Genomic DNA, 20,264 nt, shown 5'->3' with positions numbered 1-20,264 from the left:
CATTCTCCCTGCCATAGTAATCAGGAGCATACCGGGAGTCTGTTATGAAAAAAATTCGTCAATTTACAGAAGCCGATGTCACTGCCGAATCGGCTTTTTTTATGCAACGTCGGCAGATTCTGAAAACATTAGGCATCAGCGCAGCTGCACTTTCTCTGCCAACCACTACACATGCCGACCTGCTTAACTGGTTTAAGGGCAACGATCGCCCGCCCGCACCTGCCGGGAAGCCGCTGGAGTTTAGTAAACCTGCCGCCTGGCAAAATAATCTGCCGCTCACGCCGGAAGATAAAGTTTCCGGCTATAACAACTACTATGAGTTCGGGCTGGATAAAGCGGACCCAGCGGCAAATGCCGGCAGCCTGAAAACCGATCCGTGGACGTTGAAAATCAGTGGTGAAGTCGCCAAACCGTTAACGCTCGACCACGAAGCCTTAACCCGTCGTTTCCCGCTGGAAGAGCGGATTTACCGTATGCGCTGCGTGGAAGCGTGGTCGATGGTCGTACCGTGGATTGGTTTCCCGCTGCACAAATTACTGGCACTGGCGGAACCAACCAGTAACGCAAAATACGTCGCCTTCGAAACCATTTATGCGCCGGAACAGATGCCAGGCCAGCAGGACCGGTTTATTGGCGGCGGCCTGAAATATCCTTATATAGAAGGATTACGTCTCGACGAAGCGATGCATCCGCTCACGCTGATGACCGTCGGTGTCTATGGCAAGGCGCTACCACCACAAAATGGCGCACCTGTGCGGCTGATTGTGCCGTGGAAATATGGCTTTAAAGGGATTAAATCGATTGTCAGCATTAAGCTGACCCGCGAACGTCCGCCAACCACCTGGAATCTGGCTGCGCCCAATGAATATGGCTTTTACGCCAACGTCAATCCGCATGTTGATCATCCCCGTTGGTCGCAGGCCACCGAACGTTTTATTGGTTCAGGCGGCATTCTGGATGTACAACGCCAGCCTACGTTGCTGTTTAACGGATATGCCGATCAAGTAGCGTCGCTTTATCGTGGCCTGGATTTACGGGAGAATTTTTAAGTGCGACTGACAGCAAAACAAGTGACATGGCTGAAAGTTTGCCTGCATCTTGCCGGATTTTTACCGTTTGTCTGGCTGGTATGGGCAATCAATCATGGCGGATTAAGCGCCGATCCGGTGAAAGATATTCAGCATTTTACTGGTCGGACTGCGCTGAAATTCTTGCTGGCGACCTTATTAATTACGCCACTAGCGCGCTATGCTAAACAGCCCTTATTGATACGCACCCGCCGCCTGCTAGGTTTATGGTGTTTCGCCTGGGCAACGCTGCACTTAACCAGTTATGCCTTACTGGAACTGGGCGTGAATAACCTGACGTTATTCGGTCAGGAATTAATCACCAGACCTTATTTAACGCTCGGCATTGTCAGTTGGCTGATTTTACTGGCTTTAGCATTCACTTCCACGCAGGCGATGCAGCGAAACTTAGGTAAACGCTGGCAACAGTTGCATAACTTCGTCTATCTGGTCGCGATCCTGGCTCCCATACATTATCTGTGGTCAGTGAAGATTATCTCACCACAGCCGGTTATCTACGCCGGGCTGGCTTTACTGCTTTTAGCCTTACGTTTTAAGAAGTTCCGTCAATGGTGGCGCTAATTTCATGAACTGTGCGGCTTGTTGCAAAATGCACGGCGTTGAAAGTTATTTACATGTTAGCTGTTGATTATCTTCCCTGATAAGACCAGTATTTAGCTGCCAATTGCTACGAAATCGTTATAATGTGCGACTTCGTTCTCCCTAACGCGGTTTTTAAGCTGCGGAAAAGGTGACAATGGCGCAACGAAGGTATATTTTGTTTTTTGCCGGAGGATAGCAGCAGATCGCTACACAATGTCCGTCAAGTCTCACATTGACGCTCTGGGGCAAAATAGACCGGCGTCCCGGTCAGCTGGAATTTATCGCTATGCATACAGCTGTCGGGGCATACGCTTTACAGACGGCGGTGAAACGCCTGTCACAATCACACTAAACAAAGAGTACGGAACCCACTCATGGATATTCGTAAGATTAAAAAACTGATCGAGCTGGTTGAAGAATCAGGCATCTCCGAACTGGAAATTTCTGAAGGCGAAGAGTCAGTACGCATTAGCCGTGCAGCTCCTGCCGCAAGTTTCCCTGTGATGCAACAAGCTTACGCTGCACCAATGATGCAGCAGCCAGCTCAATCTAACGCAGCCGCTCCGGCGACCGTTCCTTCCATGGAAGCGCCAGCAGCAGCGGAAATCAGTGGTCACATCGTACGTTCCCCGATGGTTGGTACTTTCTACCGCACCCCAAGCCCGGACGCAAAAGCGTTCATCGAAGTGGGTCAGAAAGTAAACGTGGGCGATACCCTGTGCATCGTTGAAGCCATGAAAATGATGAACCAGATCGAAGCGGACAAATCCGGTACCGTGAAAGCAATTCTGGTCGAAAGTGGACAACCGGTAGAATTTGACGAGCCGCTGGTCGTCATCGAGTAACGAGGCGAACATGCTGGATAAAATTGTTATTGCCAACCGCGGCGAGATTGCATTGCGTATTCTTCGTGCCTGTAAAGAACTGGGCATCAAGACTGTCGCTGTGCACTCCAGCGCGGATCGCGATCTAAAACACGTATTACTGGCAGATGAAACGGTCTGTATCGGCCCTGCTCCGTCAGTAAAAAGTTATCTGAACATCCCGGCAATCATCAGCGCCGCTGAAATCACCGGCGCAGTAGCAATCCATCCGGGTTACGGCTTCCTCTCCGAGAACGCCAACTTTGCTGAGCAGGTTGAACGCTCCGGCTTTATCTTCATTGGCCCGAAAGCAGAAACCATTCGCCTAATGGGCGACAAAGTATCCGCAATCGCGGCGATGAAAAAAGCGGGCGTCCCTTGCGTACCGGGTTCTGACGGCCCGCTGGGCGACGATATGGATAAAAACCGTGCCATTGCTAAACGCATTGGTTATCCGGTGATTATCAAAGCCTCCGGCGGCGGCGGCGGTCGCGGTATGCGCGTTGTGCGCAGCGACGCTGAACTGGCGCAGTCTATCTCCATGACCCGTGCGGAAGCGAAAGCTGCTTTTAGCAATGATATGGTTTATATGGAGAAGTACCTGGAAAATCCTCGCCACGTCGAGATCCAGGTACTGGCGGACGGTCAGGGCAACGCAATCTATCTGGCAGAACGTGACTGCTCCATGCAGCGTCGTCACCAGAAAGTCGTCGAAGAAGCGCCAGCACCGGGCATTACCCCGGAACTGCGTCGTTACATCGGCGAACGTTGCGCTAAAGCGTGTGTTGATATCGGCTATCGCGGTGCAGGTACTTTCGAGTTCCTGTTCGAAAACGGCGAGTTCTATTTCATCGAAATGAACACCCGTATTCAGGTAGAACACCCGGTTACTGAAATGATCACCGGCGTTGACCTGATCAAAGAACAGCTGCGTATCGCGGCAGGTCAACCGCTGTCGATCAAGCAAGAAGAAGTTCACGTTCGCGGCCATGCGGTGGAATGCCGTATCAACGCCGAAGATCCGAACACCTTCCTGCCAAGCCCGGGCAAAATCACCCGTTTCCACGCACCTGGCGGTTTTGGCGTGCGTTGGGAGTCTCATATCTACGCTGGCTACACCGTGCCGCCGTACTATGACTCAATGATCGGCAAACTGATTTGCTACGGTGAAAACCGTGACGTGGCGATTGCACGCATGAAGAATGCGCTGCAGGAGCTGATCATCGACGGTATCAAAACCAACGTTGATCTGCAGATCCGCATCATGAACGACGAGAACTTCCAGCATGGTGGCACTAACATCCACTATCTGGAGAAAAAACTCGGTCTTCAGGAAAAATAAAACTGCAAAAACGTCAAAAGGCCGGATTTTCCGGCCTTTTTTATTTCTGGGGATCGACAAGCCCCATAAGGTACAATCCCCGCTTTCTTCACCCATCAGGGACAAAAAATGGACACTCGTTTTGTTCAGGCCCATAAAGAGGCGCGCTGGGCGCTGGGGCTGACCCTTTTGTATCTGGCTGTATGGTTAGTAGCCGCTTACTTACCTGGCGTTGCCCCCGGTTTTACCGGCTTTCCACGCTGGTTTGAGATGGCCTGCATCCTGACGCCGCTGCTGTTTATTGGACTGTGCTGGGCGATGGTGAAATTTATCTATCGCGATATCCCGCTGGAGGATGACGATGCAGCTTGAAGTAATTCTACCGCTGGTCGCCTATCTGGTGGTGGTGTTCGGAATCTCTGTCTACGCGATGCGTAAACGGAGCGCGGGCACGTTCCTTAATGAGTATTTCCTCGGCAGCCGTTCTATGGGCGGTATTGTGCTGGCGATGACGCTCACCGCAACCTATATCAGCGCCAGTTCGTTTATCGGCGGGCCTGGTGCTGCTTATAAATACGGGCTGGGCTGGGTATTACTGGCGATGATCCAGTTGCCGGCAGTCTGGCTTTCGCTCGGTATTCTTGGCAAAAAGTTCGCGATTCTCGCGCGCCGTTATAATGCGGTAACGCTGAACGATATGCTGTTTGCCCGCTACCAGAGCCGCCTGCTGGTGTGGCTGGCAAGTTTGAGTTTGCTGGTTGCGTTCGTTGGTGCGATGACCGTGCAGTTTATCGGCGGTGCGCGCCTGCTGGAAACCGCTGCGGGTATTCCTTATGAAACCGGCCTGCTGATTTTCGGTATCAGCATTGCGTTGTATACCGCCTTTGGCGGCTTCCGCGCCAGCGTGCTGAACGACACTATGCAAGGGCTGGTGATGCTGATTGGCACCATTGTGCTGCTGGTCGGCGTGGTCCATGCTGCTGGCGGCTTAAGCAACGCAGTAGAGACGCTGCAAACCATCGATCCGCAGCTGGTTACGCCGCAAGGTGCTAACGATATTTTGTCGCCAGCCTTTATGACGTCGTTCTGGGTGCTGGTATGTTTTGGCGTGATTGGTCTGCCGCATACCGCTGTGCGCTGCATCTCTTATAAAGACAGTAAAGCAGTACATCGTGGGATCATCATTGGTACGGTTGTGGTGGCGATCCTGATGTTTGGTATGCACCTTGCCGGAGCGTTAGGTCGGGCAGTGATCCCCGATCTCACCGTACCGGATCTGGTGATCCCAACGTTGATGGTAAAAGTGCTGCCACCGTTTGCTGCCGGGATCTTCCTTGCTGCACCAATGGCTGCGATCATGTCGACAATCAACGCCCAATTGCTGCAAAGTTCCGCTACGATCATTAAAGATCTCTATCTGAATATCCGTCCGGATCAAATGCAAAATGAGACGCGTCTGAAGCGGATGTCGGCAGTAATTACGTTAGTTCTCGGCGCGTTGCTGCTGCTTGCCGCCTGGAAGCCGCCAGAAATGATCATCTGGCTGAATTTGCTGGCCTTTGGTGGGCTGGAAGCCGTTTTCCTGTGGCCGCTGGTGCTGGGTCTTTACTGGGAACGCGCCAACGCCAAAGGCGCGCTAAGTGCCATGATCGTCGGCGGCGTGCTGTATGCCGTACTTGCGACGCTGAATATTCAGTACCTGGGCTTCCATCCTATCGTGCCCTCGTTACTGCTAAGTTTGCTGGCTTTCCTGGTCGGAAACCGTTTCGGTACATCCGTCCCGCAAGCTACCGTTTTGACTACTGATAAATAAAGAGTTTTGCCATGCCTTGGATCCAACTGAAACTGAACACCACCGGCGCGAACGCAGAAGATCTTAGCGATGCGCTGATGGAAGCGGGTGCCGTTTCTATCACTTTTCAGGACACCCACGATACACCGGTGTTTGAGCCGCTGCCTGGCGAAACTCGCCTGTGGGGCGATACCGATGTGATAGGTCTGTTCGACGCTGAAACTGACATGAATGAAGTTGTGGCGATTCTGGAAAACCATCCGCTGCTCGGCGCGGGCTTCGCGCATAAAATCGAACAACTGGAAGATAAAGACTGGGAGCGCGAATGGATGGATAATTTCCACCCAATGCGCTTTGGTGAACGTCTGTGGATCTGCCCAAGCTGGCGTGATGTGCCGGACGAAAACGCTGTCAACGTAATGTTAGACCCAGGCCTGGCGTTTGGTACAGGGACTCATCCAACCACCTCTCTGTGCCTGCAATGGCTCGACAGCCTCGATTTAACCGGTAAAACGGTCATCGACTTTGGTTGTGGCTCCGGCATTCTGGCTATCGCGGCGCTGAAACTTGGTGCAGCAAAAGCTATTGGTATTGATATCGACCCGCAGGCTATTCAGGCAAGCCGTGACAACGCTGAACGCAATGGCGTTTCCGAGCGTCTGGAACTCTATCTCCCGAAAGATCAGCCAGAAGAAATGAAAGCCGACGTGGTGGTCGCTAATATCCTCGCAGGCCCATTACGTGAACTGGCACCGTTAATCAGCGTCCTGCCGGTTTCAGGCGGTTTGCTGGGCCTTTCCGGTATTCTGGCAAGCCAGGCGGAGAGCGTTTGCGAAGCTTATGTCGACAGCTTCGCTCTGGACCCGGTTGTGGAAAAAGAAGAGTGGTGTCGCATTACTGGTCGTAAGAATTAACCTTCGCATCACCACATGGTGATGCAGGGCGAAGTGCGAGCAAGGTCACAAAAGGCACGTAAATTTGCTGATTATTTACGCAATTTTGCGTGCCAAAATTTTCATTCATAAAGAAAAATTGAGAACTTACTCAAATTTCTTTGAGTGTAAATTTTAGTCACTATTTTCTAATATGATGATTTTTATGATTAATTATCGCGCTACGCTCATTTTAAATGCAATTCTTTGATCCATCTCAGAGGATTGGTCAAAGTTTGGCCTTTCATCTCGTGCAAAAAATGCGTAATATACGCCGCCTTGCAGTCACAGTATGGTCATTTCTTAACTCATGCGCATCGGACAATATCAGCTCAGAAATCGCCTGATCGCAGCGCCCATGGCTGGCATTACAGACAGACCTTTTCGGACGTTGTGCTACGAGATGGGAGCCGGATTGACAGTATCCGAGATGATGTCTTCTAACCCTCAGGTTTGGGAAAGCGACAAATCTCGTTTACGGATGGTGCACATTGATGAACCCGGTATTCGCACCGTGCAAATTGCTGGTAGCGATCCGAAAGAAATGGCAGATGCAGCACGTATTAACGTGGAAAGCGGTGCCCAGATTATTGATATCAATATGGGTTGCCCGGCTAAAAAAGTGAATCGCAAGCTCGCAGGTTCAGCCCTCTTGCAGTACCCGGATGTCGTTAAATCGATCCTTACCGAGGTCGTCAATGCAGTGGACGTTCCTGTTACCCTGAAGATTCGCACCGGCTGGGCGCCAGAACACCGTAACTGTGAAGAGATTGCCCAACTGGCTGAAGACTGTGGCATTCAGGCTCTGACCATTCATGGCCGTACACGCGCCTGTTTGTTCAATGGAGAAGCTGAGTACGACAGTATTCGGGCAGTTAAGCAGAAAGTTTCCATTCCGGTTATCGCGAATGGCGACATTACTGACCCGCTTAAAGCCAGAGCTGTGCTCGACTATACAGGGGCGGATGCTCTGATGATAGGCCGTGCAGCTCAGGGAAGACCCTGGATCTTTCGGGAAATCCAGCATTATCTGGACACTGGGGAGTTGCTGCCCCCGCTGCCTTTGGCAGAGGTTAAGCGCTTGCTTTGCGCGCACGTTCGGGAACTGCATGACTTTTATGGTCCGGCAAAAGGATACCGAATTGCACGTAAACACGTTTCCTGGTATCTCCAGGAACACGCTCCAAATGACCAGTTTCGGCGCACATTCAACGCCATTGAGGATGCCAGCGAACAGCTGGAGGCGTTGGAGGCATACTTCGAAAATTTTGCGTAAACAGAAATAAAGAGCTGACAGAACTATGTTCGAACAACGCGTAAATTCTGACGTACTGACCGTTTCTACCGTTAACTCTCAGGATCAGGTAACCCAAAAACCCCTGCGTGACTCGGTTAAACAGGCACTGAAGAACTATTTTGCTCAACTGAATGGTCAGGATGTGAATGACCTCTATGAGCTGGTACTGGCTGAAGTAGAACAGCCCCTGTTGGACATGGTGATGCAATACACCCGTGGTAACCAGACCCGTGCTGCGCTGATGATGGGCATCAACCGTGGTACGCTGCGTAAAAAATTGAAAAAGTACGGCATGAACTAATTCAGGTTAGCTAAATGCTTGATTAAAAAGGCGCTACTCGGCATGGGGAAGCGCCTTTTTTATAGGTGTCACAAAGGGAGTGACCATGAGAACAGGATGTGAACCGACCCGGTTTGGTAATGAAGCTAAGACTATTATTCACGGTGATGCACTTGCCGAGCTTAAAAAACTACCCACCGAAAGCGTCGATCTGATCTTTGCCGACCCACCTTATAACATCGGTAAAAATTTTGATGGTCTGATCGAAGCCTGGAAAGAAGAGTTGTTTATCGACTGGTTGTTTGAAGTGATTGCAGAGTGCCACCGCGTTCTGAAAAAGCAGGGCAGCATGTACATCATGAACAGCACGGAAAACATGCCCTTTATCGATATCCAGTGCCGCAAGTTCTTTACCATCAAAAGTCGCATCGTCTGGTCATATGACAGTTCTGGGGTGCAGGCGAAGAAACACTACGGCTCCATGTACGAACCCATCCTGATGATGGTGAAAGATGCAAAGAACTACACGTTCAACGGTGATGCTATTCTGGTAGAAGCTAAAACCGGATCGCAGCGCGCGTTGATCGATTATCGTAAAAATCCTCCACAGCCTTACAATCATCAAAAAGTACCGGGTAATGTCTGGGATTTTCCGCGCGTGCGTTATTTGATGGATGAATATGAAAACCATCCGACGCAAAAACCGGAAGCATTACTGAAGCGCATTATTCTCGCCTCTTCCAACCCTGGAGATGTCGTTCTTGACCCGTTTGCCGGTAGCTTTACTACCGGTGCCGTAGCCGTCGCCAGCGGGCGAAAATTCATTGGTATTGAGATTAACATCGAGTACATCAAGATGGGACTTCGACGGCTGGATGTCGTGTCACATTACTCTGTGGAAGATTTGGCGAAAGTGAAAAAAAGAAAAACCAGCAACCTCTCAAAACGAAGTCGGTTAAGCGAAGTTGACCCCGATCTCATTGCAAAGTAAAGGAAGTGTAAGCCTGGTTTTCAGATTATTCATTTCGTGTATATTTCCTGCCAGACCAGGTTAAACATGCACAGGTTCAGGTAATGATTCGCAAGTATTGGTGGCTCGTCGTTTTCGCTGTCTCCGTTTTTCTGTTTGATGCTTTACTGATGCAATGGATTGAACTGCTGGCAACAGAAACAGACAAATGCCGCAATATGAACTCGGTTAATCCACTTAAACTGGTTAACTGTGATGAGCTGAATTTTCAGTACAGAATGTAAATTTACATGACACTTAATTCATTTGTTTGATGAATTAATTTCGTTATGTTTTCATCTGGCATGAACATTCTTAATACGTTATCGACTAATGCGGGTGCTTGTTTATAAAGATCGTAACCCGCCATATTCATTAACCAGTTTTGAACAATACCACTGAAGGCGCCATCAATAATAATCATCACGACATCTAAATCGAGATTATTTGCCACATAACCTTGTTGCTGACATGATTGCAATACTTCGTGGAGAGTCTGCGGATTAAAGCCCATCTTCTCGCGTATTACTGCCTCTGCCAGCATCTCATCATTAAATTCACATTTGTGATATAAGATTTGCAGTAATGCCTGTTGGCGGGGAGTTTCGGCAATATATTGCAAGCCAACAATCAGTTTTTCACGCAATTGCTGGTACGGGTTATGGTCTGAACCTGCCGCCAGCCGCTCCTGGATTAACTCCCGCAATGATGGCTGTTGCAGCCACATTTCATTAAACAACTGGGTCTTGTTTTCGAAGTGCCAGTAGATAGCGCCACGCGTGACGTTAGCGGCGTCGGCGATGTCATTGAGCGTCGTTTTGCTTACGCCATGTAGTGCAAACTGGGCGATGGCGGTTTCAATCAGTTCTTGCCGGGTCTTCAGGGCTTCGGCTTTAGTTCTTTTGGCCATAGTTAATTATTCAGAAAATAAATATAATAGACACAGGGTGAGAAAATAGCGCAGGTTAATCTATCACCTGATGTGTATTTATACGAGAGGCTAATATTGAGTTGCCATAAATCGTCAAATAAATCACATGTATTGTTTATCTAAAATTCATTCACTTAATCAATATATATTTCCATTTGCGTGAATTTAATTCCACCTCATTCAATTCGCATCAAAACAAAACATCAGAATATTAATCTTTTTTTGTGTTTATGTGCCTTGAGACGCCAGTATTCATAACTATTCCTTACATCGACGAATGATAATTTGTAGGATAGCGAACTGTATTTTTTCTTTCTGCGAGTTAACGCGTTGCCTTTTTGGGTAAATAACGCGCTTTTGGTTTTTTTGAGGAATAGTAATGACGAAACATGCCAGGTTTTTCCTCCTGCCCTCCTTTATTCTGATCTCCGCTGCTTTAATCGCGGGTTGTAACGATAAGGGAGAAGAGAAAGCTCACGTCGGTGAACCGCAGGTTACCGTTCATGTTGTGAAAACGGCCCCGTTAGAAGTAAAAACTGAATTACCAGGCCGCACCAATGCTTTTCGTATTGCCGAAGTTCGCCCACAGGTTAGTGGGATCGTACTGAATCGTAATTTCACTGAAGGCAGCGATGTGCAGGCAGGCCAGTCCCTGTACCAGATCGATCCAGCGACCTATCAGGCAAGTTATGACAGCGCGAAAGGCGAACTGGCGAAAAGTGAAGCCGCCGCCTCCATCGCGCATTTGACGGTAAAACGTTACGTTCCGCTCGTGGGTACGAAATACATCAGTCAGCAGGAGTACGACCAGGCCATTGCTGATGCTCGCCAGGCCGATGCCGCCGTAATTGCCGCAAAAGCCACGGTCGAAAGCGCCCGCATCAATCTCGCTTATACCAAAGTGACTGCGCCCATTAGCGGACGTATCGGCAAATCTACTGTGACCGAAGGTGCTCTTGTCACTAACGGGCAAACGACTGAACTGGCGACTGTCCAGCAACTTGATCCTATCTACGTCGACGTTACTCAATCCAGCAACGATTTCATGAGGCTGAAGCAATCCGTAGAGCAAGGGAATTTGCATAAGGAAAATGCCACCAGCAACGTAGAACTGGTCATGGAAAACGGTCAAACCTATCCCCTGAAAGGCACGCTGCAATTCTCCGATGTGACCGTTGATGAAAGCACCGGCTCCATAACCCTACGCGCGGTCTTCCCTAACCCGCAACATACGCTTTTGCCGGGTATGTTTGTGCGCGCACGGATTGATGAAGGCGTACAACCTGATGCCATTCTTATCCCGCAACAAGGCGTTAGCCGCACACCACGTGGTGACGCAACCGTGCTGATTGTGAACGATAAAAGCCAGGTTGAAGCGCGCCCTGTCGTTGCCAGCCAGGCGATTGGCGATAAATGGTTGATTAGCGAAGGGCTGAAATCTGGCGATCAAGTCATTGTCAGCGGCCTGCAAAAAGCGCGTCCGGGAGAACAGGTTAAAGCCACTACCGATACCCCCGCAGATACTGCATCGAAGTAAGGCAATCTGACATGGCAAACTTTTTTATTCGACGACCGATATTTGCATGGGTGCTGGCAATTATTCTGATGATGGCGGGCGTACTGGCGATCTTACAATTGCCCGTCGCCCAGTACCCAACCATTGCGCCGCCTGCGGTTTCTGTTTCGGCAAACTATCCGGGCGCTGATGCGCAGACCGTGCAGGATACGGTGACGCAGGTTATCGAACAGAATATGAATGGTATCGATAACCTGATGTATATGTCCTCCACCAGCGATTCCGCCGGTAGCGTGACAATTACCCTCACCTTCCAGTCCGGAACCGATCCAGATATCGCGCAAGTGCAGGTGCAGAACAAACTCCAGCTCGCCACGCCGTTGCTGCCGCAGGAAGTTCAACAGCAGGGGATCAGCGTTGAAAAGTCCAGTAGCAGCTATTTAATGGTGGCGGGTTTCGTCTCTGATAACCCAGGCACCACACAGGACGATATCTCGGACTATGTGGCCTCTAACGTTAAAGATACGCTTAGCCGCCTGAATGGCGTTGGTGACGTGCAACTCTTTGGCGCACAGTATGCGATGCGTATCTGGCTGGACGCCGATCTGCTGAACAAATATAAGCTGACACCGGTTGATGTAATTAACCAGTTGAAAGTGCAAAACGATCAGATTGCTGCCGGACAGTTGGGCGGAACGCCAGCGTTACCAGGGCAACAGTTGAACGCCTCGATTATTGCTCAGACGCGATTAAAAAATCCGGAAGAGTTCGGCAAAGTTACCCTGCGTGTGAACAGCGATGGTTCGGTTGTGCGCCTGAAAGATGTCGCACGGGTTGAACTAGGCGGTGAAAACTATAACGTTATCGCTCGCATCAACGGTAAACCGGCGGCGGGTCTGGGTATTAAGCTGGCAACCGGTGCGAACGCTCTCGATACCGCGAAAGCCATTAAGGAAAAACTAGCGGAATTACAGCCATTCTTCCCGCAGGGAATGAAAGTTCTCTACCCTTATGACACCACGCCATTCGTCCAGCTTTCTATTCACGAAGTGGTAAAAACGCTGTTCGAAGCCATTATGCTGGTGTTCCTGGTGATGTATCTGTTCTTGCAGAATATGCGAGCAACGCTGATCCCCACCATTGCGGTGCCCGTGGTGTTGTTAGGGACGTTTGCCATCCTCGCCGCTTTTGGTTACTCCATCAACACACTAACGATGTTCGGGATGGTGCTTGCCATTGGGCTGCTCGTCGATGATGCGATAGTGGTGGTGGAGAACGTCGAGCGCGTGATGATGGAGGATAAGCTCCCGCCAAAAGAAGCGACGGAAAAATCGATGTCGCAAATTCAGGGCGCACTGGTGGGTATCGCGATGGTGCTGTCAGCGGTATTTATTCCGATGGCATTCTTCGGCGGTTCCACAGGGGCAATTTATCGCCAGTTCTCTATCACCATCGTTTCAGCAATGGCGCTTTCCGTACTGGTGGCATTGATCCTTACTCCTGCGTTATGTGCAACGCTGCTCAAACCCGTCTCTGCTGAGCATCACGAAAATAAGGGCGGTTTCTTCGGCTGGTTTAATACCACCTTCGATCATAGCGTTAATCATTACACTAACAGCGTCGGCAAAATCCTCGGTTCCACAGGACGATATTTACTGATCTATACGCTGATTGTTGCTGGAATGGTGGTGTTGTTTTTACGTCTTCCGTCGTCCTTCTTGCCTGAAGAGGATCAGGGTGTCTTTCTGACCATGATTCAGTTACCTGCTGGCGCGACGCAAGAGCGGACGCAAAAAGTGTTGGATCAGGTGACGGATTACTATCTGAAGAACGAGAAAGCGAACGTTGAAAGTGTCTTTACGGTTAACGGCTTTAGCTTCAGCGGCCAGGCACAAAACGCCGGTATGGCCTTCGTCAGTCTGAAACCGTGGGAAGAGCGTAATGGTGATGAAAACAGTGCGGAAGCGGTTATCCATCGTGCCAAAATGGAATTGGGCAAGATCCGCGACGGTTTTGTCATTCCATTCAATATGCCAGCCATTGTTGAACTGGGCACGGCAACGGGTTTCGACTTTGAGTTAATTGATCAGGCAGGGCTGGGTCACGATGCCCTAACCCAGGCCCGTAACCAGTTGCTTGGTATGGCTGCGCAACATCCTGCCAGCTTAGTCAGCGTGCGTCCCAATGGTCTGGAAGACACCGCGCAATTCAAACTTGAAGTTGACCAGGAAAAGGCGCAGGCATTAGGCGTATCGCTTTCTGACATCAATCAGACCATTTCTACGGCGTTGGGCGGGACTTACGTTAACGACTTCATCGATCGTGGTCGCGTGAAAAAAGTTTATGTTCAGGCAGATGCCAAATTCCGTATGCTGCCAGAAGATGTCGATAAACTTTATGTTCGCAGCGCCAACGGCGAAATGGTGCCATTCTCTTCCTTTACCACTTCACATTGGGTGTATGGTTCTCCGCGACTGGAACGCTACAACGGTCTGCCGTCAATGGAAATTCAGGGGGAAGCCGCGCCAGGAACCAGTTCCGGCGATGCCATGGCGTTGATGGAAAACCTTGCGTCAAAATTACCGGCAGGCATTGGTTATGACTGGACAGGTATGTCGTACCAGGAACGCTTATCGGGTAACCAGGCTCCTGCTTTGGTGGCAATCTCCTTCGTAGTGGTTTTCCTGTGCCTTGCTGCGCTCTATGAAAGCTGGTCAATACCTGTCTCGGTTATGTTGGTCGTGCCGTTAGGGATTGTTGGCGTGCTGCTGGCCGCGACAATCTTTAATCAAAAAAATGACGTTTACTTTATGGTGGGCTTGTTAACGACAATTGGCTTGTCGGCCAAAAACGCCATATTGATTGTTGAGTTCGCTAAAGATCTGATGGAGAAAGAGGGGAAAGGTGTTGTCGAAGCGACACTGATGGCAGTACGTATGCGTCTGCGTCCTATCCTGATGACCTCTCTCGCCTTTATTCTCGGTGTATTACCGCTGGCTATCAGTAATGGCGCCGGCAGTGGTGCGCAGAACGCAGTGGGTATCGGGGTAATGGGCGGAATGGTTTCTGCAACATTGCTGGCGATTTTCTTCGTACCGGTGTTCTTTGTCGTGATCCGCCGTTGCTTTAAAGGATAAATCAGAAACATAAAGGCGCTTTCGGGCGCCTTTATTATTTCTACTGAACACCATAAAAATTAATAAGATAATCTTCCACTCACTCTTTAATAACTTTCCATAGCCCATGCTCCCTTCACTATTTTTACAATTCACATAATTTGTCATTATTCATTCCGCAAGATTTATAACCTCCAGTGATAAAATGGCATTCAGCTCGCTAATAAGAGAGTTAACTTATTAAGCGATAGCGTTATTACTGAGGTAACACCATGAAAAGATTAATTCCTGTGGCATTGCTCACCGCATTGCTGGCGGGCTGTGCTCACGATTCCCCCTGCGTTCCAGTTTATGACGATCAGGGACGCCTGGTTCACACCAATACCTGTATGAAAGGTACAACACAGGATAACTGGGAAACTGCCGGAGCTATTGCTGGCGGGGCGGCGGCTGTCGCTGGCCTTACGATGGGGATCATTGCTCTGTCAAAATAACTGAACAGAGCGCGGACTTCCGCGCTCTGTTTAACGATACAGAATCTTTCTATACGTTAAACACCGCTATATTTCGCTGGCTAATCCCCTTTTAATTAAGCATTTTATCTCGCAGCATTACCTCAATATCGAAATAACGCATTAATTTATTTTTTAATCACATCCTCCCCACCGATACTCACGCCAATAATCATTATTCTGCTTAGCAAAATACGAGTAAATCTTTTGCGCCAAAATGTGGCGCATGTTTCATTTTCGCACCATTGCGGGGCGCTGTTTTTATTATTTCCTGTCTACACTCAGCTTATTGCGACGCGAAATCGTGCGCAAAAGCTGGCACTACTTTTGCTTATAAGAGGATGGCCACAGACAGGTAAAAGGCGTTTCCCAAACGTCCTATAACGATAATTTTCGCCTCACAGGAAGCATTATGAAAAAGATGATGATAGCCACACTGGCTGCCGCCAGCGTGCTGCTTGCCGTTGCAAATCAGGCACATGCTGGCGCGACGCTCGATGCTGTAAAGAAAAAAGGTTTTGTGCAATGCGGGATCAGTGACGGATTGCCTGGATTCTCTTATGCCGATGCAGATGGCAAGTTTTCTGGTATTGATGTTGATGTTTGTCGTGGCGTCGCCGCCGCTGTATTTGGCGATGACACAAAAGTGAAATACACCCCGCTCACCGCAAAAGAGCGTTTCACTGCATTGCAATCTGGCGAAGTGGATTTACTCTCTCGTAATACAACCTGGACTTCATCTCGTGACGCAGGCATGGGAATGGCATTTACTGGTGTCACTTATTACGATGGCATTGGTTTCCTGACGCACGATAAAGCGGGGCTAAAAAGCGCGAAAGAGCTGGACGGCGCAACGGTCTGTATTCAGGCAGGAACAGACACCGAACTCAACGTTGCCGATTACTTCAAGGCAAACAATATGAAGTACACGCCCGTGACCTTCGATCGCTCTGACGAATCCGCGAAGGCTCTGGAATCTGGTCGCTGCGATACGCTGGCCTCGGATCAATCACAACTGTATGCATTGCGAATCAAATTAAGCAACCCAGCCGAGTGGATCGTGCTGCCAGAAGTTATCTCTAAAGAACCGCTTGGTCCGGTAGTCCGCCGTGGCGATGACGAATGGTTCTCTATTGTGCGCTGGACGCTTTTTGCCATGCTGAATGCTGAAGAGATGGGCATCAATTCCCAGAACGTCGATGAGAAAGCGGCGAATCCGGCAACGCCTGATATGGCGCATCTACTGGGTAAAGAGGGCGATTACGGCAAAGATCTGAAGCTGGATAACCAATGGGCATACAACATCATCAAAAAGGTGGGTAACTACTCGGAAATTTTTGAGCGCAACGTCGGCTCCGAAAGCCCACTGAAAATTAAACGTGGTCAAAATAATCTCTGGAATAACGGTGGCATCCAGTACGCACCGCCCGTGCGTTAAGTCGGTGTGAGGTAATGAGCGTCGCTACAGCGGCGCTCTCTTTAGCGTTATGGTTTCCGAGGTTCCTATGTCCCATCGCCGCACAACCGTTAAAGGTTCACTTTCATTTGCCAATCCTACGGTTCGCGCCTGGCTTTTCCAGATCCTTGCCGTTGTCGCCGTCGTCGGCATTGTAGGCTGGCTCTTCCATAACACCGTAACGAATCTAAGCAATCGCGGCATTACATCGGGGTTTGCCTTTCTGGATCGCGGAGCTGGCTTCGGTATCGTCCAGCATTTGATCGATTACCAGCAGGGCGATACTTACGGACGCGTTTTTATTGTCGGCTTACTCAATACGCTACTGGTTTCAGCATTGTGTATTGTATTCGCTTCTGTTCTGGGCTTCTTTATCGGTCTGGCGAGACTTTCGGATAACTGGCTGCTACGAAAGCTTTCCACAATTTATATTGAGATCTTCCGTAATATTCCGCCATTGCTGCAAATCTTCTTCTGGTACTTTGCCGTGTTGCGCAATTTGCCCGGACCACGCCAGGCGGTGAGCGCGTTAGATCTGATCTTTTTGAGCAATCGTGGACTTTACATTCCTTCACCGCAACTGGGAGATGGATTTCTCGCGTTCATAGTGGCTGTTGTTATTGCTATAGCCATTTCTGTTGGGTTATTCCGTTTCAATAAAACGCACCAGATAAAGACCGGTCAACTGCGTCGTACATGGCCTGTCACCGTTGGGTTGATCATTGGTTTGCCTTTACTGGCACACTGGCTTTTTGGTGCAGCAGTGCACTGGAATATTCCGGCGCTACAAGGGTTTAACTTCCGTGGCGGTATGGTTCTCATACCCGAACTGGCAGCCTTAACGTTGGCGCTTTCCGTTTATACCTCTGCATTTATCGCCGAGATTATCCGCGCCGGGATCCAGGCGGTGCCTTATGGTCAACATGAAGCTGCCCGCTCGCTGGGGTTACCCAACCCGGTTACGCTACGCCAGGTCATTATTCCCCAGGCGCTGCGGGTGATTATTCCGCCGTTAACCAGCCAGTATCTCAATATCGTCAAAAACTCCTCTCTTGCCGCCGCTATTGGCTACCCGGATATGGTTTCGCTGTTTGCTGGCACCGTACTGAACCAGACGGGGCAAGCTATCGAGACTATAGCCATGACCATGTCGGTCTATCTGATTATCAGTCTGACTATCTCGCTGCTGATGAATATCTATAACCGCCGTATCGCGATCGTTGAACGCTAAGGAGTCATGATGACAAAAGTATTGCTGTCTCATCCCCCGCGCCCGGCGAGCCATAACTCAAGCCGCGCTATGGTGTGGGTGCGCAAAAACCTGTTCTCCAGCTGGGGCAATAGCCTGCTGACTATTGGCTGCTTGTGGTTGATGTGGGAATTAATTCCGCCGTTGCTGAACTGGGCATTTTTGCAGGCTAACTGGGTTGGCTCAACGCGTGCCGACTGCACAAAAGCCGGTGCCTGTTGGGTTTTCATCCACGAACGATTTGGTCAGTTTATGTATGGGCTTTACCCACACGACCAACGTTGGCGAATTAATCTGGCATTACTGATTGGCCTGGTTTCGATTGCGCCGATGTTCTGGAAAATACTCCCTCATCGCGGGCGCTATATTGCAGTATGGGCGGTTATCTACCCACTCATCGTCTGGTGGCTAATGTATGGCGGTTTTCTCGGTCTGGCGCGGGTTGAAACCCGGCAATGGGGCGGGCTGACGCTGACTTTGATTATTGCATCAGTTGGGATCGCGGGGGCGCTACCGTGGGGGATCTTGCTGGCATTAGGTCGCCGCTCCCATATGCCGATTGTGCGTATCTTATCGGTCATTTTTATCGAGTTCTGGCGTGGCGTGCCGCTGATCACCGTGTTGTTTATGTCTTCGGTCATGCTGCCGTTGTTTATGGCAGAAGGCACCAGTATCGACAAACTGATCCGCGCGCTGGTTGGCGTGATCCTGTTTCAGTCAGCCTATGTTGCAGAAGTCGTGCGAGGCGGATTACAGGCGCTGCCAAAGGGGCAATATGAAGCGGCGGAATCGCTGGCGTTGGGTTACTGGAAAACCCAGGGACTGGTTATTCTGCCACAGGCGTTGAAGCTGGTAATTCCTGGGCTGGTCAATACCATCATCGCACTCTTCAAAGATACCAGCCTGGTGATCATTATCGGGTTGTTCGATCTTTTCAGTAGCGTCCAGCAAGCCACCGTCGATCCCGCCTGGTTGGGCATGTCGACCGAAGGGTATGTTTTCGCCGCACTGATCTACTGGATCTTCTGTTTCAGCATGTCGCGCTATAGCCAGCATCTGGAAAAACGTTTTAACACCGGGCGTACACCGCATTGAGGACACTATGAGCCAAATTTTACTGCAACCTGCTAACGCGATGATTACGCTGGAAAACGTTAACAAATGGTATGGACAATTCCATGTACTGAAAAATATAAATTTAACCGTGCAACCGGGAGAACGAATCGTTCTGTGTGGCCCATCTGGTTCCGGGAAATCGACAACCATTCGTTGTATTAATCATCTGGAAGAACATCAACAGGGACGGATCGTGGTGGATGGGATCGAACTTAACGAAGATATCCGCAATATTGAGCGTGTCAGACAGGAAGTGGGAATGGTCTTTCAGCATTTTAATCTTTTCCCACATCTGACCGTTTTACAGAACTGTACCCTGGCACCGATTTGGGTACGCAAGATGCCAAAGAAAGAGGCTGAAGCTCTGGCGATGCATTACCTTGAGCGGGTGAGAATTGCCGAACATGCACAGAAGTTTCCCGGACAGATCTCCGGTGGTCAGCAGCAACGCGTTGCTATAGCACGTTCACTTTGTATGAAGCCCAAGATTATGCTGTTTGATGAACCAACATCCGCGCTCGATCCGGAGATGGTAAAAGAAGTGCTGGATACGATGATTGGGCTGGCGCAATCGGGTATGACGATGTTGTGCGTAACGCATGAGATGGGATTTGCGCGAACCGTCGCTGACCGGGTGATTTTTATGGATCGCGGAGAGATAGTGGAACAAGCTGCACCAGATGAGTTTTTTGCGCATCCTAAATCAGAGCGTACCAGGGCATTTTTATCGCAGGTAATCCATTAAGTTGCGTTTCCTGGACTGTAAAGGTGAATCCAACTTTTTTCGCACAATGCAAAAAGGCCATCCTTTCGGATGGCCTTTCGCTTGATTTGATGTCTGGCAGTTCCCTACTCTCGCATGGGGAGACCCCACACTACCATCGGCGCTACGGCGTTTCACTTCTGAGTTCGGCATGGGGTCAGGTGGGACCACCGCGCTACTGCCGCCAGACAAATTCTTTTCTAATCTGCCGAACTTTAACCTAAAAAGTGGTGCTGATACCCAGAGTCGAACTGGGGACCTCACCCTTACCAAGGGTGCGCTCTACCAACTGAGCCATATCAGCACGCTTAATTTGATGCCTGGCAGTTCCCTACTCTCGCATGGGGAGACCCCACACTACCATCGGCGCTACGGCGTTTCACTTCTGAGTTCGGCATGGGGTCAGGTGGGACCACCGCGCTACGGCCGCCAGGCAAATTC

At 49.9% G+C, this 20,264-nt stretch carries 19 protein-coding genes, 1 tRNA gene and 2 rRNA genes; 18 read left to right on the top strand and 4 right to left on the bottom strand.

The window, feature by feature from the left end:
- Nucleotides 1-44 precede the first annotated feature (44 nt).
- The 11 genes from msrP to C3D30_RS18275 all read left to right on the top strand — a co-directional run bounded on the left by msrP (nt 45) and on the right by C3D30_RS18275 (nt 9,409).
- Nucleotides 45-1,049, top strand: coding sequence for a protein-methionine-sulfoxide reductase catalytic subunit MsrP (gene msrP / locus C3D30_RS18325; RefSeq protein WP_000723881.1), 1,005 nt, complete (start codon nt 45-47; stop codon nt 1,047-1,049).
- On the top strand, nt 1,050-1,649 hold the full coding sequence (msrQ, locus tag C3D30_RS18320) for a protein-methionine-sulfoxide reductase heme-binding subunit MsrQ (RefSeq protein WP_001240071.1): 600 nt from the start codon (nt 1,050-1,052) through the stop codon (nt 1,647-1,649).
- Between the two features lie 395 nt (nt 1,650-2,044).
- Nucleotides 2,045-2,515, top strand: a complete 471-nt coding sequence (accB, locus tag C3D30_RS18315; RefSeq protein WP_000354622.1) for an acetyl-CoA carboxylase biotin carboxyl carrier protein — start codon at nt 2,045-2,047, stop codon at nt 2,513-2,515.
- A 10-nt stretch (nt 2,516-2,525) separates the two neighbouring features.
- Nucleotides 2,526-3,875, top strand: coding sequence for an acetyl-CoA carboxylase biotin carboxylase subunit (gene accC / locus C3D30_RS18310; RefSeq protein WP_000884645.1), 1,350 nt, complete (start codon nt 2,526-2,528; stop codon nt 3,873-3,875).
- Nucleotides 3,876-3,983: 108 nt separating this feature from the next.
- The gene (locus C3D30_RS18305; RefSeq protein ID WP_000381170.1) at nt 3,984-4,226 is read left to right on the top strand and encodes a YhdT family protein; all 243 of its coding nucleotides are present in this window, start codon (nt 3,984-3,986) and stop codon (nt 4,224-4,226) included.
- Nucleotides 4,216-5,667 carry a sodium/pantothenate symporter gene (gene panF / locus C3D30_RS18300; RefSeq protein ID WP_105287228.1) on the top strand — a complete coding sequence of 484 codons (1,452 nt, stop codon included), beginning with the start codon at nt 4,216-4,218 and terminating at the stop codon, nt 5,665-5,667. Before C3D30_RS18305 ends, panF begins: the two co-directional genes overlap by 11 nt.
- Nucleotides 5,668-5,678: 11 nt before the next feature.
- A complete protein-coding gene (gene prmA, locus C3D30_RS18295; protein ID WP_105285457.1) occupies nt 5,679-6,560 on the top strand; it encodes a 50S ribosomal protein L11 methyltransferase in 882 nt (293 codons plus the stop codon).
- A gap of 328 nt (nt 6,561-6,888) precedes the next feature.
- Nucleotides 6,889-7,854: a tRNA dihydrouridine synthase DusB gene (gene dusB / locus C3D30_RS18290; RefSeq protein ID WP_001219652.1), complete on the top strand. Its 966-nt coding sequence runs from the start codon at nt 6,889-6,891 to the stop codon at nt 7,852-7,854.
- Nucleotides 7,855-7,879: 25 nt separating this feature from the next.
- Complete coding sequence (gene fis / locus C3D30_RS18285) at nt 7,880-8,176, top strand: DNA-binding transcriptional regulator Fis (RefSeq protein ID WP_000462905.1); 297 nt, start codon at nt 7,880-7,882, stop codon at nt 8,174-8,176.
- An 85-nt stretch (nt 8,177-8,261) separates the two neighbouring features.
- Entirely contained in the window at nt 8,262-9,146 is an 885-nt protein-coding gene (gene yhdJ / locus C3D30_RS18280) for an adenine-specific DNA-methyltransferase (protein WP_105287227.1), read from the top strand.
- Nucleotides 9,147-9,229: 83 nt separating this feature from the next.
- Nucleotides 9,230-9,409, top strand: coding sequence for a DUF2556 family protein (locus C3D30_RS18275; RefSeq protein WP_105287226.1), 180 nt, complete (start codon nt 9,230-9,232; stop codon nt 9,407-9,409).
- 2 nt (nt 9,410-9,411) lie between these two features.
- Here the strand turns inward: C3D30_RS18275 and acrS are convergent, their stop codons facing one another.
- Entirely contained in the window at nt 9,412-10,074 is a 663-nt protein-coding gene (acrS, locus tag C3D30_RS18270; RefSeq protein WP_105287225.1) for a multidrug efflux transporter transcriptional repressor AcrS, read from the bottom strand.
- A 400-nt stretch (nt 10,075-10,474) separates the two neighbouring features.
- Between acrS and acrE the strand changes: the two genes are divergently transcribed.
- The 7 genes from acrE (at nt 10,475) to C3D30_RS18225 (ending at nt 19,805) form a co-directional block, all read left to right on the top strand.
- Nucleotides 10,475-11,632, top strand: a complete 1,158-nt coding sequence (gene acrE / locus C3D30_RS18260; protein ID WP_000160371.1) for a multidrug efflux RND transporter periplasmic adaptor subunit AcrE — start codon at nt 10,475-10,477, stop codon at nt 11,630-11,632.
- A gap of 11 nt (nt 11,633-11,643) precedes the next feature.
- Nucleotides 11,644-14,748 carry a multidrug efflux RND transporter permease subunit AcrF gene (gene acrF / locus C3D30_RS18255; RefSeq protein WP_105287224.1) on the top strand — a complete coding sequence of 1,035 codons (3,105 nt, stop codon included), beginning with the start codon at nt 11,644-11,646 and terminating at the stop codon, nt 14,746-14,748.
- 251 nt (nt 14,749-14,999) lie between these two features.
- The gene (locus C3D30_RS18250; RefSeq protein WP_000825639.1) at nt 15,000-15,221 is read left to right on the top strand and encodes a putative periplasmic lipoprotein; all 222 of its coding nucleotides are present in this window, start codon (nt 15,000-15,002) and stop codon (nt 15,219-15,221) included.
- A 430-nt stretch (nt 15,222-15,651) separates the two neighbouring features.
- The gene (locus C3D30_RS18240; RefSeq protein WP_000738561.1) at nt 15,652-16,677 is read left to right on the top strand and encodes an amino acid ABC transporter substrate-binding protein; all 1,026 of its coding nucleotides are present in this window, start codon (nt 15,652-15,654) and stop codon (nt 16,675-16,677) included.
- A gap of 67 nt (nt 16,678-16,744) precedes the next feature.
- On the top strand, nt 16,745-17,926 hold the full coding sequence (locus C3D30_RS18235; protein ID WP_010349802.1) for an amino acid ABC transporter permease: 1,182 nt from the start codon (nt 16,745-16,747) through the stop codon (nt 17,924-17,926).
- A gap of 9 nt (nt 17,927-17,935) precedes the next feature.
- The gene (locus C3D30_RS18230; RefSeq protein ID WP_010349805.1) at nt 17,936-19,039 is read left to right on the top strand and encodes an amino acid ABC transporter permease; all 1,104 of its coding nucleotides are present in this window, start codon (nt 17,936-17,938) and stop codon (nt 19,037-19,039) included.
- Nucleotides 19,040-19,046: 7 nt separating this feature from the next.
- On the top strand, nt 19,047-19,805 hold the full coding sequence (locus C3D30_RS18225) for an amino acid ABC transporter ATP-binding protein (RefSeq protein ID WP_000078344.1): 759 nt from the start codon (nt 19,047-19,049) through the stop codon (nt 19,803-19,805).
- Nucleotides 19,806-19,896: 91 nt separating this feature from the next.
- Here C3D30_RS18225 and rrf (C3D30_RS18220) read toward each other — a convergent pair.
- The 3 genes from rrf (C3D30_RS18220) to rrf (C3D30_RS18210) all read right to left on the bottom strand — a co-directional run bounded on the left by rrf (C3D30_RS18220) (nt 19,897) and on the right by rrf (C3D30_RS18210) (nt 20,257).
- A 5S ribosomal RNA gene (gene rrf, locus C3D30_RS18220) occupies nt 19,897-20,012 on the bottom strand.
- A 39-nt stretch (nt 20,013-20,051) separates the two neighbouring features.
- Nucleotides 20,052-20,127: transfer RNA gene (locus C3D30_RS18215), tRNA-Thr, on the bottom strand.
- Between the two features lie 14 nt (nt 20,128-20,141).
- Nucleotides 20,142-20,257: ribosomal RNA gene (rrf, locus tag C3D30_RS18210) — 5S ribosomal RNA — on the bottom strand.
- Nucleotides 20,258-20,264 lie beyond the last annotated feature (7 nt).

The organism is Escherichia sp. MOD1-EC5433 (assembly GCF_002966005.1).
GTDB classification, from domain to species: domain Bacteria; phylum Pseudomonadota; class Gammaproteobacteria; order Enterobacterales; family Enterobacteriaceae; genus Escherichia; species Escherichia ruysiae.
This window is presented reverse-complemented; position numbering and strand designations above follow the sequence as displayed.